At 69.9% G+C, this 13279-nt stretch carries 9 protein-coding genes and 1 rRNA gene; 5 read left to right on the top strand and 5 right to left on the bottom strand.

Annotation, left to right across the window (positions count from 1 at the left end; genetic code table 11):
* Positions 1 to 288, bottom strand: a 16S ribosomal RNA gene (locus ACIQU3_RS09280); the annotation flags it as partial.
* A 544-nt stretch (positions 289 to 832) separates the two neighbouring features.
* On the opposite strand from ACIQU3_RS09280, the gene ACIQU3_RS09275 reads away from it, so the two are divergent.
* Complete coding sequence (locus ACIQU3_RS09275) at positions 833 to 1282, top strand: PTS glucose transporter subunit IIA (RefSeq protein ID WP_403728305.1); 450 nt, start codon at positions 833 to 835, stop codon at positions 1280 to 1282.
* A gap of 80 nt (positions 1283 to 1362) precedes the next feature.
* Entirely contained in the window at positions 1363 to 3033 is a 1671-nt protein-coding gene (gene ptsP, locus ACIQU3_RS09270; protein ID WP_403728307.1) for a phosphoenolpyruvate--protein phosphotransferase, read from the top strand.
* A gap of 67 nt (positions 3034 to 3100) precedes the next feature.
* Here ptsP and ACIQU3_RS09265 read toward each other — a convergent pair whose 3' ends face one another.
* Positions 3101 to 3991: a hypothetical protein gene (locus ACIQU3_RS09265; RefSeq protein WP_403728309.1), complete on the bottom strand. Its 891-nt coding sequence runs from the start codon at positions 3989 to 3991 to the stop codon at positions 3101 to 3103.
* Between the two features lie 155 nt (positions 3992 to 4146).
* On the bottom strand, positions 4147 to 6114 hold the full coding sequence (locus ACIQU3_RS09260; RefSeq protein WP_403728311.1) for an acetoacetate--CoA ligase: 1968 nt from the start codon (positions 6112 to 6114) through the stop codon (positions 4147 to 4149).
* 211 nt (positions 6115 to 6325) lie between these two features.
* Here ACIQU3_RS09260 and ACIQU3_RS09255 point away from each other — a divergent pair, with 211 nt between their 5' ends.
* Positions 6326 to 8692 carry a TIM-barrel domain-containing protein gene (locus tag ACIQU3_RS09255; RefSeq protein ID WP_403924145.1) on the top strand — a complete coding sequence of 789 codons (2367 nt, stop codon included), beginning with the start codon at positions 6326 to 6328 and terminating at the stop codon, positions 8690 to 8692.
* Between the two features lie 93 nt (positions 8693 to 8785).
* Here the strand turns inward: ACIQU3_RS09255 and ACIQU3_RS09250 are convergent, their stop codons facing one another.
* Positions 8786 to 9322: an NUDIX domain-containing protein gene (locus ACIQU3_RS09250; RefSeq protein WP_403728315.1), complete on the bottom strand. Its 537-nt coding sequence runs from the start codon at positions 9320 to 9322 to the stop codon at positions 8786 to 8788.
* Positions 9323 to 9369: 47 nt separating this feature from the next.
* The gene (locus tag ACIQU3_RS09245; protein WP_403728317.1) at positions 9370 to 10179 is read right to left on the bottom strand and encodes a M15 family metallopeptidase; all 810 of its coding nucleotides are present in this window, start codon (positions 10177 to 10179) and stop codon (positions 9370 to 9372) included.
* Positions 10180 to 10851: 672 nt separating this feature from the next.
* Between ACIQU3_RS09245 and ACIQU3_RS09240 the strand changes: the two genes are divergently transcribed.
* Both ACIQU3_RS09240 and glpK read left to right on the top strand, forming a co-directional pair.
* Complete coding sequence (locus ACIQU3_RS09240; RefSeq protein WP_403728319.1) at positions 10852 to 11646, top strand: MIP/aquaporin family protein; 795 nt, start codon at positions 10852 to 10854, stop codon at positions 11644 to 11646.
* Positions 11647 to 11665: 19 nt separating this feature from the next.
* Positions 11666 to 13186 carry a glycerol kinase GlpK gene (gene glpK / locus ACIQU3_RS09235; RefSeq protein WP_403728321.1) on the top strand — a complete coding sequence of 507 codons (1521 nt, stop codon included), beginning with the start codon at positions 11666 to 11668 and terminating at the stop codon, positions 13184 to 13186.
* The last annotated feature ends 93 nt before the right edge of the window (positions 13187 to 13279 follow it).

The raw sequence follows: 13279 nt of genomic DNA, 5'->3' as shown, positions 1-13279 counted from the left end.
GGCCGGCTACCCGTCGTCGCCTTGGTGAGCCACTACCTCACCAACAAGCTGATAGGCCGCGGGCTCATCCTGCACCGCCGGAGCTTTCGACCACCGAGGATGCCCCCAGTGGTCAGTATCCGGTATTAGACCCCGTTTCCAGGGCTTGTCCCAGAGTGCAGGGCAGATTGCCCACGTGTTACTCACCCGTTCGCCACTAATCCACCCCGAAGGGCTTCATCGTTCGACTTGCATGTGTTAAGCACGCCGCCAGCGTTCGTCCTGAGCCAGGATCAAACTCTCCGTGAATGTGTACCGGTAATCCGGTGCAACACCACGAGAGCGGAACAGTCAGGCGGAATAGGCCCGACCGTTCACAGCGTCCTCGCTGTGTTATTTCAAAGGAACCTCGACCATCGGGTATCCGATGGACGGGGTATCAACATATCTGGCGTTGACTTTTGGCACGCTGTTGAGTTCTCAAGGAACGGTCGCTTCCTTTGTACTCACCCTCTCGGGCTTTCCTCCGGGCGCTTCCCTTCGGTGTTCCAAACTCTATCAGTGTTTTTCCGGCCCCCTGACCACCGTCCCGCAGGCATGCAGAAGGCGACCCAGAGATAGGATCTGACAAGTTGGTTGCTGCCCGGCTGGCACGCGAGTGCGTCGCTCAGCCCCAAGCAGGAGTACGACTGTACACGCGGCCTCGGAGCCGGTGCAAATCGATTTAGGGTATGGTCTAGACCACTTCGGAGTGCTCGCACGGAACCGGCACTTCAGGTGACATACGCTGCTGAACGTGCCGCCCGGTGCCACAGGGGCGGCCATATCGATCTCCACCCCTGGGAGGCTTCCCATGACCACCGTGACGTCCCCGCTCGCAGGACGCGCCATCGGACTGGCGGCAGTGCCGGATCCCGTCTTCTCCGGGGCCATGGTCGGCCCGGGCACCGCGATCGACCCCGTACGTGAGCCCTCCGAGGCCGTCTCACCCGTGGACGGCGTCATCGTTTCCCTGCACCCGCACGCGTTCGTCGTCGTCGACGAACACGGACACGGCGTGCTCACCCACCTCGGTATCGACACCGTGCAGCTCAACGGCGAGGGTTTCGAGCTGCTCGTGAACAAGGGCGACACCGTCCGGCGCGGTCAGGGTGTCGTCCGCTGGAACCCGGCTGCCGTCGAGGCCGCCGGGAAGTCCGCGGTCTGCCCGGTCGTGGCGCTGGAGGCCACAGCCGAAGCTCTCTCCGATCTTCGCGACAACGGCGATGTGAAGGCCGGCGACAGTCTCTTCCTCTGGAAGTGACTCCTGTGCCGTCCTGTGCGACGGCGAGTACGACAACCACCGCGGCGGCGGCGGCCGCCGCTCTATCGGAGACGGGTGAGATGGAGACAACGCTGCGAGGCGTCGGCGTGAGCCACGGTGTGGCCATCGGCGAGGTTCGGCACATGGGTACGGCGGTGCTCGAGCCGCCCGCGAAGCAGATACCGGCGGAGGATGCGGAGCGCGAACAGGGGCGCGCCCGCAAAGCCGTCGAGGCGGTGGCGGCGGACCTGATGGCGCGGGGCAACCTGGCCGGCGGGGAAGCCCAGGCGGTGCTCGAGGCGCAGGCCATGATGGCCCAGGACCCCGAGCTGATGGCCGATGTGGAGCGGCGGATCGCCGTCGGCAGCACGGCGGAGCGCGGGGTGTACGACGCGTTCGCCTCCTACCGCGAGCTGCTGGCGGGAGCCGGTGAGTACCTCGCCGGCCGCGTCGCCGACCTCGACGACGTGCGGAACCGGATCGTCGCCCGTCTGCTGGGCGTGCCGATGCCGGGCGTCCCCGACAGCGACGAGCCCTACGTCCTGGTCGCCCGTGACCTCGCGCCGGCCGACACCGCGCTGCTCGACCCGACTCTGGTGCTCGGCTTCGTCACCGAGGAGGGCGGGCCGACCAGTCACAGCGCGATTCTGGCCCGGGCGCTCGGGGTACCGGCCGTAGTGGCGCTGCCGGGTGCCGGTGAGCTCGCCGAGGGCACGATGATCGCCGTCGACGGCAGCACGGGAGAGATCTTCGTGGAGCCGAGCGACGAGAAGAAGGCACAGCTCGAAGCGGCGGCCGCCGAGCGGAAGGCGGCGCTGGCTGCCTCGACCGGTCCCGGTGCCACGGCGGACGGTCACAAGGTGCCGCTGCTCGCGAACATCGGCGGCCCCGCTGATGTGGCGGCCGCCGTCGAGGCGGGTGCCGAGGGAGTCGGTCTCTTCCGTACCGAGTTCCTCTTCCTTGACGACAGCAAGCAGGCTCCTTCGGAGGAGAAGCAGGTCGCCGCGTATCGGCAGGTGCTCGAGGCGTTCCCCGAGGGGCGTGTCGTGGTGCGGGTGCTGGACGCGGGCGCGGACAAGCCGCTCGACTTCCTCACGCCGGCCGATGAGCCGAACCCCGCGCTCGGTGTGCGGGGTCTGCGGACGCTGCTCGACCACCCGGAGGTGCTGCGCACCCAGCTGACCGCGCTCGCGAAGGCGGCCGAAGGCCTGCCGGTCTACCTCGAGGTCATGGCCCCGATGGTGGCGGACCGTACGGATGCCCGGGCTTTCGCGGACGCCTGCCGTGAGGCCGGGCTGCGGGCGAAGTTCGGCGCGATGGTGGAGATCCCGTCCGCCGCGCTGCGGGCTCGCTCGATCCTTCAGGAGGTGGAGTTCCTGTCGCTGGGCACGAACGACCTCGCCCAGTACACCTTCGCCGCGGACCGTCAGGTGGGTGCGGTGTCCCGTCTGCAGGACCCGTGGCAGCCTGCCCTGCTCGACCTGGTGGAACTGTCCGCCGAGGCGGCCAAGGCCGAGGGCAAGAGCTGTGGCGTCTGTGGTGAGGCAGCCTCCGACCCGCTGCTCGCGTGTGTGCTGACCGGTCTGGGTGTCACCTCTCTCTCGATGGGTGCCGCGTCGATTCCGTACGTCCGGGCGACGCTGGCGAAGTACACGCTGGCGCAGTGCGAGCGTGCCGCCGCGGCGGCACGCGCTACGGACAGTGCCGAGGAAGCGCGCAGTGCGGCGCAGGCGGTGTTGTCGGGCGAGTAGGCCCGGCCGGGCCGTCGGCGGTTGCCGGGGAGGGGCGCTCCACTGCGGTGGGGCGCCCCTCGCGCGTTCAGTGCCGGTGTCCCTGAGCCGGGTTCTCCTCCCCCAGATCGGGCGGCGCGCAGTAGTCGACGTTGGATTCGGGGGCGATCAGGTCGCCGGATTCGACGTCGGTGCAGTAGGCGTCGAAGACCTCTCCCGCGGTGAGGGGTTCGAGTCCGTAGGCGCGCATGCGCCAGCCGTAGACGCGGTCGGGTGCGCCGGGGGCTGTGGCGCGGATGACGAGTCCTCCGGGGCCTTCGGTGGCCAGGCCGAGGGCCAGGACCGTGGTGAACTCGAGGGCTTCGGTCTCGTCCAGTTCCAGGCAGGCTCCGTCGTCGGTGATGCGGAGGGCGGCGACGAGGGTTTCGGGTGAGCCGGTGACGCTGCAGACGAGGTGGCGGTCGCCCGGTGGTGCCGTGTCGAGGATGCGGACGAGGAGTTCTGCGGCTCGGGTGAAGGCGGCGCGTCCGATGTCCTCGCCGCAGGAGGTGCAGGGGCCCAGGCGGGCGAGGAGGGTGCTGGCGTATTCCCAGGTGGCATGCCGGACCGCCTCGTCCACGAGGGCCGGGAGGAGGTCGGCCAGAGGGCGGCCGTCGTAGGGAAGGGTGGGGCCTGTCGCCGCGATCTGCGCGGTGAAGCGGGAGCGGCTCGACGGTTTGTCGGGGTCCAGGTCCTTGCGGGTGCAGAACTCTGCGTACTCCTCGGGGTCGAAGAGGGCCACGGTGGTGTGGCTGCCCTGCAGGGCCCTGGTCCTGAGGAGGGCCTCCACCTGTTTCAGATAGGTCGCGTGGTCGTGGAAGGCGAAGCTGCGGTAGCGCCGCATCGCCCGGAAGTCGTGCTCGTCGGCCAGCAGGCCGATGGTGCCGGTCATTTCGCGGTGCAGGACGCGTCGCATGGTCCGGTGGTCGGTGTGCGTCATCGTTCCCCCTGTGCACGGTCGATCAATGCTCACTCACAGTAACGACCACCACTGACAGTGAGGTCCCAATCGGTGATCGTGGGGAGGATTCACGACGGAGAGCGCAGGTCACAGCGAGTGTGTGCTGTGACCTGCGCTCTGCGGGGCAGGGGGCGTCAGGCGCGTTTGCGGGCCAGATCCTCGTAGAAGTTCAGCAGGCCGAGGTCGTCGATGGAGCCGGGGTTGACCGCCTTCTCCAGGGGGGTGCCCTGCAGGAGGCGTTTGACGGGGACCTCGATGCGCTTCCCGGTGAGGGTGTGCGGGACGCCGGGTACTTCGATGATCTCGTCGGGGACGTGGCGCGGTGACAGCTGCTCGCGGATCGTCTGCTTGATGCGGTTCAGCAGGGTCTCGTCGAGGACTGCTCCGGGGGCCAGGTGCACGAAGAGGGGCATCCAGTAGCCGCCGTCCGGCTGCTCGACGCCGATGACGAGGGACTCCTTGATCTCGGGGAGGCGTTCGACGGCTTCGTAGATGTCGGCGGATCCCATGCGGACGCCCTGGCGGTTGAGCGTGGAGTCGGAGCGGCCGTGGATGACGACGGATCCGCGGGACGTGAGGGTGATCCAGTCGCCGTGCCGCCACACGCCCGGGTAGGTGTCGAAGTAGCTGTCGTGGTAACGGCTGCCGTCGGGGTCGTTCCAGAAGTGGATGGGCATCGACGGCATGGGGTTGGTGACCACGAGTTCGCCGACCTCGTCGACGAGGGGGCTGCCGCTGTGGTCCCAGGACTGCAGGTCGGTGCCGAGGCAGGGGGCCTGGAGCTCGCCGACGTGGACCGGGAGGGTCGGTACGGCTCCGGCGAAGCAGGAGCACACGTCGGTGCCGCCGCTGACGGAGGCGATCCACAGGTCGTCACGGACCTCGTCGTGGAGCCAGCGGAATCCGTCGGGGGGCAGGGGCGAGCCGGTGGTGGCGACGCACTGCACGGAGGAGAGGTCGAAGTCCCGGGACGGGTGCACGTCGGCCTTGCGGCAGGCCATGACGTAGGCGGCGGAGGTGCCGTAGAGGGTGGCTTTCGTGCGTTCGGCGATCCGCCACTGTGCGCCGGTGTCGGGGTAGCCGGGGCTGCCGTCGTAGAGGACGATCGTGGTGCCCGTCAGCAGGCCGGAGACGAGGAAGTTCCACATCATCCAGCCGGTCGAGGTGTACCAGAAGAAGCGGTCCTCGGGGCCGAGGTCGCAGTGCAGGCCCAGTTGCTTGAGGTGCTCGACGAGGATGCCGCCCTGGGACTGGACGATGGCCTTGGGCAGGCCTGTCGTGCCGGAGGAGTAGAGCACCCACAGGGGGTGGTCGAAAGGCACCTGCTCGAAGACGGGGTCCGCGTCGGCGGAGGTGAGTGCCGACCACTCCAGGGCGCCCGAGGGTGGCTCGGTGCCGAGGAGCGGGATGTGGATCACTGCGCGCAGGGTGGGCAGTTCCCGGCGCAGTTCGGCGACCACCTCGCGTCGGTCGTGCTCCTTGCCGCCGTAGCGGTAGCCGTCGACCGTGAAGAGCACGACGGGTTCGACCTGCTGGAAGCGGTCGAGGACGCTGCGGGCGCCGAAGTCGGGCGCGCAGGAGGTCCAGACGCCGCCGACCGCGGCCGTGGCGAGGAGGGCGACCACCGCCTGCGGGACGTTCGGGAGGTAGCCGCTGACGCGGTCGCCGGGACGTACGCCGAGAGCGCGCAGTTCGGCTGCCAGTGAGCCGACCTGGCGGCGCAGCTCGGCCCAGGTGACGGGGCGGGGTTCGTGGGTCTCGTCGACGTGCAGGAGGGCCGGTTCGTCGGAGCGGGTGGCGGCCGCGCGCAGGGCGTGCTCGGCGTAGTTCAGGGTCGCTCCGGGGAACCACTCGGCGCCCGGCATCGAGCGGTCGCCGAGCACGCGCGCGTAGGGGTGCGAGAAACGGACGTCGAACCACTCGGTGACGGCTTTCCAGAAGGTGTCCAGCTCGTCGACGGACCAGCGTTGCAGGGCCGCGTAGCCGCCTTCGGCGGGGGCGCCGTGGTGCTCGGCGGCCCAGGCCTGGAACCTGGTGATCCGTGCGCGGGCGATGCGCTCGGGGTCGGGCTGCCAGAGCGGCTGGGGACTATCGGTCGACATGGTCGGCTCCCGGACTGTGCGCGTCGTGTGCGTCCTCCGCGCACGGGCTGGGGTGTGCGCGTGAGCGGCTGGCACGGACAATGCCATGTGATCGACTTCGGCACCAGGGTGCGCCCCACATAGTCCGTGTCGTGAAGATGTGGCCCTGGCACGGGTGAACGGCAGTTGAACGACACGCCCGCGCTGGGCCGTCAGTGGCAGGGTGAGCAGCATGAACGGTCGTGACCTGGTGCGTTCGATGAAAGCGGTGGCTTCGGTGGGGGCGGCGCAGGGTGTGCGTACCGTACGAGCAGCGTGGCGCAGGCGCCGGGCCGACGCCACCGGGCTGCCGGCGCGGGGGGCCGAGCGTGCGCGGGTGCCCGGGCCCGTGGCGGAGGTGGAGCCGCAGCCGGGGGGTGGTGTCGTCCGGTTCAGCCGGTCGGAGCTGCGGATCCTGGTCGCGGTGAACGGGGCCGTGTTCTGGGGGTGGGACGGGGCGGGGCCCGAGCCGTCCTACGCGCTGGCCGGCCGTGGTCCGGAGCCGGATCCGCGGGCGGTCCTGGAGCCGGACAAGGACGGCGGCTGGCGTGTGGTGGCCGAGCGGGTGACGGTCGCGGTCTCGCGGCACGGCGCGGTGGAGGTACGGACTCCGGGTGGTGTGACGCTGCGGCGTGATCTGCCGCCGCGGTGGTGGGAGCCGGTCGGCGGCGGCCCAGCGAGGTGGATGCAGCGGTCGGAGGTGGGCGCGGACGCGCGGTTCTTCGGGCTCGGGGGGCGTGGCTCGGGTCCCCGGCTGCCGGACGGGACGTACCGGCTGTGGAACACCGATCCCGGCCGTGCGTTCGCGTCGGGGACCGACCCCTTGTACATCACGATGCCGGTACAGGTGGTGGTGTCCGACGGTGGTACGCATCTGGTGTTCCACGACAACGCGTGGGACGGCACGGTGACACTGCGGGAGGGCGAGGAGGGCGCGGGTTCCGGGCATGACCTGGTCGGGACGAGCGAGCTGCGGATGGACGGCGGCCCGCTGCGCTGCTGGGTGATGGTGGGCACCCCCGCGCGCGTGCTGCTCGCCTGGGCGTCGCTCACGGGCGCGCCGGCGCTGCCGCCCGCGTGGGCGCTCGGACACCATCACGCGCGGTGGGGGTTCGGCAGCGAGCAGGAGGTCCGGCGGATCGTGGCGGGCTACGTGGAGCGCGGTTTGCCGCTGGATGCGGTGCACCTGGACATCGACCACCTCGACGCGCATCAGGTGTTCACCGTCGATCATGACCGCTTTCCCAAGCTGCCGGTCCTGGCCGAGGAGCTCAGGCGGGACGGCGTCCGGTTGGTGTCGATCGTCGGTCCGGCCGTGAAGGCCCTGCCGGGCGGCGCGGTGTACGACGCCGGGGTGGCAGCGGACGCGTTCGTGCGGGACGCCGCCGGGGAGGTGGTGGAGGGTGTCTCGTGGCCCGGGGAGGTGGTCTGGCCTGACTTCACGCACGCGCGCGTGCGGGAGTGGTGGGGCGCACTGTACGAGGAGCGGCTCGCGCAGGGCTTCTCGGGTTTCTGGCACGACATGAACGAGCCGACGTCGTTCACCGCCTTCGGTGAGTCGACGCTGCCGCGTTCGGCCCGGCACTCCCTGGAGGGGCGGGGCGGTGATCATCGTGAGGCGCACAACGTGTACGCGCTGTGCATGGCCAGGGCGGGCTTCGAAGGGTTGCGCCGGCTCGCGCCCCAGGAACGGCCGTTTCTGTTCTCCCGTTCCGGGTGGGCCGGGATGCAGCGCTACGGAGGGACGTGGTCGGGGGACGTGGCCACCGGCTGGCCCGGGCTGCGGGCGTCCTTGGCGCTGGTGATGGGGCTCGGGTTGTGCGGTGTCCCGTACTCGGGGCCGGACATCGGGGGTTTCGACGGTGACCCGTCGCCGGAGCTGTATCTGCGCTGGTTCCAGCTGGGCGCGTATCTGCCGCTGTTCCGGACGCACGCGAGTCTGCGGGCGGGGCGCAGGGAGCCCTGGGAGTTCGGTGGCGAGGTGTTGCAGCACGCGCGCGTGGCGCTCGTCGAGCGCCGCCGGCTGCTGCCGTACTTCATGACGCTGGCGCATCTGGCGCGGCGTACGGGAGCGCCCTATGTGCGGCCGGTGTGGTGGGGGGCGCCCGAGGATCGGATGTTGCGCGACTGCGAGGACGCCTTTCTCCTTGGGGACGGCCTGCTGGTGGCACCGGTGCTGGATCCGGGCGCCGTCCGTCGTGCCGTGCGGCTGCCGCGGGGGCGCTGGTACGACGTCGCGACGCAGCAGGCGTACGAGGGTCCGGGGCAGGTGCTCGTCGACGCGCCCCTGTCGCGGATCCCGGTGTTCGCGCGCGCGGGTGCCGTGTTTCCGGTACGTGGGGAGGACGGGGGGCTGGAGCTGGAGGTGTGGGCGCCCGCCCGGGGACGGACCGGGGGCGGGCTGGTCGTGCCGGACGGCGGCGAGGGGTGGGACGAGCCGGAGATCGAGCGCTACACCGCTCGGTGGACGGGTTCCCGGGTGGTCGTCGAGCGGGAGGGTGAGGACGGCGGGGGGACGCCGCCCTACCCGGTGCGCGTTCGAGGGGTCCGGGAGCCGTGAGCTCGTCCGGCCGGAGAGGCCAGCTCCGGGGGAAGCGAGGGAGGGGCCACCTGGCTCAGGGCAGGTGAGCTTCGTGGGCCGGGAGGGACGCGCTCAGATGTAGCGGCCTTCGAACCACGCGCGTGCGGCCAGGGTGTGCAGGGGGAAGGCGAGTTCCTCGGGCCTGCGCAGGAGGGTCCAGCCCTCCGTCTCGTCCGTGGCGGTCGAGGGGGGCAGGCCCTCGACCGGGCGTTCCGGGAGGAGGCCGAACAGCAGCAGGTGACCGTCCGGTGAGCTCATCGCGTCGGCGAGCCGGACGTCACGGCCGGCCGCGTCGATGCCGGTCTCCTCGCGGAGTTCGCGTATGACGGCCTGCCGCCAGTCCTCCCGGTCGTCGATGTAGCCGCCGGGCAGGGCGAGGCCCCCGCGCGCGGGAGGGATGGTTCGGGTGATGACGACCAGGGCGGTGCCCTTGGTGTCGTACACGGGCTGCAGGGCCACTGCGACCGGCAGCGGGTTGCGGTAGGCCACGGCCCCGCACACCTTGCAGGTGCGGGGCCAGCCGGTGATGCCCTCTCCGTAGGGCGCACCGCAGCTCGAACAGTGGGAGTTCGGCACGGAGTTGGAAGCGGAGTGCTGAGATTCGGACACGCGGCGGACTGTAGCCGATCACGCAGAGGGCGCCGTGGGCAGGCTGCTCAGTGGGCGCCGGTGAGCGATGTGCGGGACACGGGGAAGTCGAAGTAGGTGTCCGGATAGGCCTCTGGTTTGAAGGTGTAGTGCCACCACTCCTCCGCCAGGTTCACGAAGCCGAGGCTTTCCAACGTGCTCTTGAGCAGCAGCCTGTTGGCGCGCTGCCGGCCCTGGACGCGCGGGTCGAGGGTGTGCGAGAGAGTGTCGAAGCAGTCGAAGCCGGTCCCCATGTCGACCGAGTTGTCCGGGAACCGCTCGCCCTTGGGCGCGAAGCACGGCACCAGGGGCTCTCCCTGGTGGTAGGGCCGGGTCGGCTTCGCCGGGAGCCTGACGAGTGTGACGTCCAGGGTGGAGCCGCGGCTGTGGCCGGATTTCGCCGCGATGTAGCCGTCCGCGAACAGTCGCGTCTTGTCGACGTTCGGGTAGAACTCGCCCTTCATCGCCTGGTCGCCGAGGTCCTCGGCCCAGCGGACGAAGTGGTCCACCGCGCGCTGGGGCCGGTAACAGTCGTACACCTTGAGGGTGTAGCCCTCGCGCAGGAGCTTGCGCTGGGCCTTGTGGAGGGCTTGGGCGGCGGGTCGGGTGAGGATGCAGAGGGGCTGGTCGTAGCCGTCGATGCGCTCGCCCACGAAGTTGTGCGGGGTGACGTAGCGCATCTCCTGAATGATCGTCGGGTCCACGTTTCCCAGTGCCACGAAGTCCTTCGGTGCCTTGGGAGCGGTGGCGGCGTGGGCGGCCGGGGTGAGGGCGGTCGACGCCAGCAGGACGGTGACCGCGGTGAGCAGAGCACGTGCCACGGTGGTGAGTCGTGTCATGTACCTGCGTTTATCAGGAGCGAGGACGCCAGGGGAAGGAGCAGCGTGCGAGGGGGTGATGCCGCCGTGCCTTCCGGGCGGACGTGCGGGGACGGAGGGGCGTGTCCATGCGGGTGGTCCATAAACGCGGGGTCATGGCCCCGCCGATCTCCTGCGGTTGAGAAACCGCCAGGTCAGGTGGATCCTGGACACTAGCAAGCGAGGAGTCGGGCACAGCTGGGCTCTGGCCCCGGGCGGGGCTCGGCGCAGGCCTGACACCATCAGCCAAGCCTCGCGCGGCGGGCCCGCGCGGGTCCGACCAGATCTGAACAACGACCCGACCGGGCGCCGCCGTGGCCGAGCAAACCGGCCCGTCGGCCCGGCGCGAGCCCGGTGACCGTCCGACGCCAACCGTTGCGGTCGGCTACCTTGACGCCCTTGGGGTGCCGGTGAACACTTCCGGTGTCAGTCGACATCGCCGTACATAGTCGGCGCATTCCGGCACAGCGGCGCGAAAGTGCGCCTGCGCCAAGGCCCTTTCCCCCATGGGCGATCCGGCTGCTACGGCACGCTCGTCACGGATGCCGGGCGGGGCGCGGTATCTCCCTGCCTTCGGCTGAAGTAGCCACGGGGAACGCACCCTGCAGGTGAGGACCGGGGCGGATCGTCCCGGGCCAAGGCTGAGGAGCAGCCATGACTAACGGAGACATTTTCTTCGGCGAGATGATCGGCACGGCGATTCTGATCCTGTTCGGTGCCGGTGTATGTGCCGCCGTCACCCTCAGATTCTCGAAGGCCCGGGCCTCGGGGTGGATCGTGATCACCTTCGGCTGGGGCTTCGGCGTGCTGGCAGGCGCCTACACCGCCGCTCCCCTGTCCGGAGGGGTCATCAACCCGGCCGTCACCTTCGGCCTCGCCGTCGACACCGGCGTGTGGAGCAAGGTCTGGGTGTACCTCCTCGGCCAGATGACCGGCGCCATGATCGGGGCCGTGCTGTGCTACCTCGTGTACTACGCACAGTTCGCGGCCAATGTGCGGAAGACGGGCACCACGGAGGGCACGGTGGACGAACCGGTCCCGACGCTCGGGATCTTCTCCACCATCCCAGAGATCCGTAACCCGATCGCCAACCTGGTCACGGAGATCCTCGCCACCATCGCCCTGGTGTTGCCCATCCTGGCCCTGGTCGGCCAGGACAGGCACGTCGAGGGCGTCGGCATCGGTCTGATCCCCGGCGGCGGCGGCATCTACGGGTCCGGCATCGCGATCCTGCTGGTGTCCCTCCTGGTCGTCGGTATCGGCCTGTCCCTGGGTGGACCCACCGGGTACGCCATCAACCCGGCGCGTGACCTCGGCCCGCGCATCATCCACTCCATCCTGCCGATCCCGAACAAGGGCACGTCCGACTGGGGGTACTCGTGGATCCCCGTGGTCGGACCACTGATCGGCGGCCTGCTGGGTGGCGTCATCTACAACGCAGCCTTCTGAACCAGCCGAAGGGATAGCCATGACGGACAACTCCGCGAAGTACGTCGCAGCCATCGATCAGGGCACCACGTCGAGCCGCTGCATCGTCTTCGACCAGAACGGCGCGATCGTCGCCGTGGACCAGCGCGAGCACCGCCAGATCTTCCCGAAGCCCGGCTGGGTGGAGCACGACGCCACCGAGATCTGGTCGAAGGTGCAGGCGGTGGTCGCGGGGGCGATCGCCAAGGCCGGTCTGAGAGCCGACCAGCTGAGCGCGATGGGCATCACCAACCAGCGCGAGACGACCCTCCTGTGGGACCGGGCGACCGGCAAGCCGGTGCACAACGCCATCGTCTGGCAGGACACGCGGACGGCCGCGCTGTGCAACCAGCTGGGCGGCTCGGACGGGCAGGATCGTTTCCGCGAGCAGACGGGCCTGCCGCTGGCCACCTACTTCTCCGGGCCCAAGGCGGCCTGGCTGCTCGACAACGTGCCCGACCTGCGGGCCCGTGCCGAACGCGGCGAGATCGCCTTCGGCACCATGGACTCCTGGCTGATCTGGAACCTCACCGGCGGCACGGACGGCGGGCAGCACGTCACCGACGTGACCAACGCCGGCCGCACCATGCTGATGAACCTGCAGACCCTCGAGTGGGACCCCTCGATCCTCTCGGCGATGAACATCCCCGAGGCCATGCTGCCCGAGATCCGCTCCTCCTCCGAGGTGTACGGCACCGCGGTCGGCCAGCTGGCCGGCGTGCCCGTGGCGTCCGCGCTGGGCGACCAGCAGGCGGCCGTGTTCGGGCAGGCCTGCTATGACGTGGGCACCGCCAAGAACACCTACGGCACGGGCAGCTTCCTGCTGCTGAACACGGGCGACCGCCCGGTGCCGTCGAAGAGCGGACTGCTGACGACCATGGGATACAAGATCGGCACGGAGGCGCCGGTCTACTGCCTGGAAGGCGCGATCGCCATCACGGGCGCGCTGGTCCAGTGGTTCCGGGACCAGCTCGGCATCATCCGGACGGCCGACGAGATCGAGCCTCTCGCGGCGAGCGTCGAGGACAACGGCGGCGCGTACATCGTTCCGGCGTTCTCGGGCCTGTTCGCCCCGTACTGGCGCTCCGACGCGCGTGGCGTGGTCACCGGCCTGACCCGGTACGTCACGAAGGCGCACCTCGCGCGCGCGGTGCTGGAGGCGACCAGCTGGCAGACCCGTGAGGTCGTGGATGCCATGTACCAGGACTCCGGGGTGCACATCACGACCCTCAAGGTCGACGGTGGCATGACGAAGAACAACCTGCTCATGCAGCACCAGTCGGACGTGCTCGACGTGCCGGTGGTGCGGCCCAAGGTCTCCGAGACGACCTGTCTGGGCGCCGCCTACGCGGCCGGTCTGGCCACCGGGGTGTGGAACGACCTGGACGAGCTCAAGGCGCACTGGCAGAAGGACGTCGAGTGGACGCCGAACATGGAGGCGTCGGTACGGGACCGCGAGTACCACAACTGGCGCAAGGCCGTGGAGAAGAGCTTCGGCTGGGAGGAGGGCGGCGACAGCTGACCACGCGCGCATGGAGTCGTCTGGGTCGTCGGTGACGACGAGGTCCTCGTCATCGACGCGGTTTCCGGATACGGCCCGTACCCGTTCCGTGGG

Source organism: Streptomyces sp. NPDC101110 (assembly GCF_044759525.1).
Taxonomy (GTDB): domain Bacteria; phylum Actinomycetota; class Actinomycetes; order Streptomycetales; family Streptomycetaceae; genus Streptomyces.
Note: the sequence above shows the minus strand (reverse complement) of the source record. Positions and strands in the feature narration are given on the sequence as shown.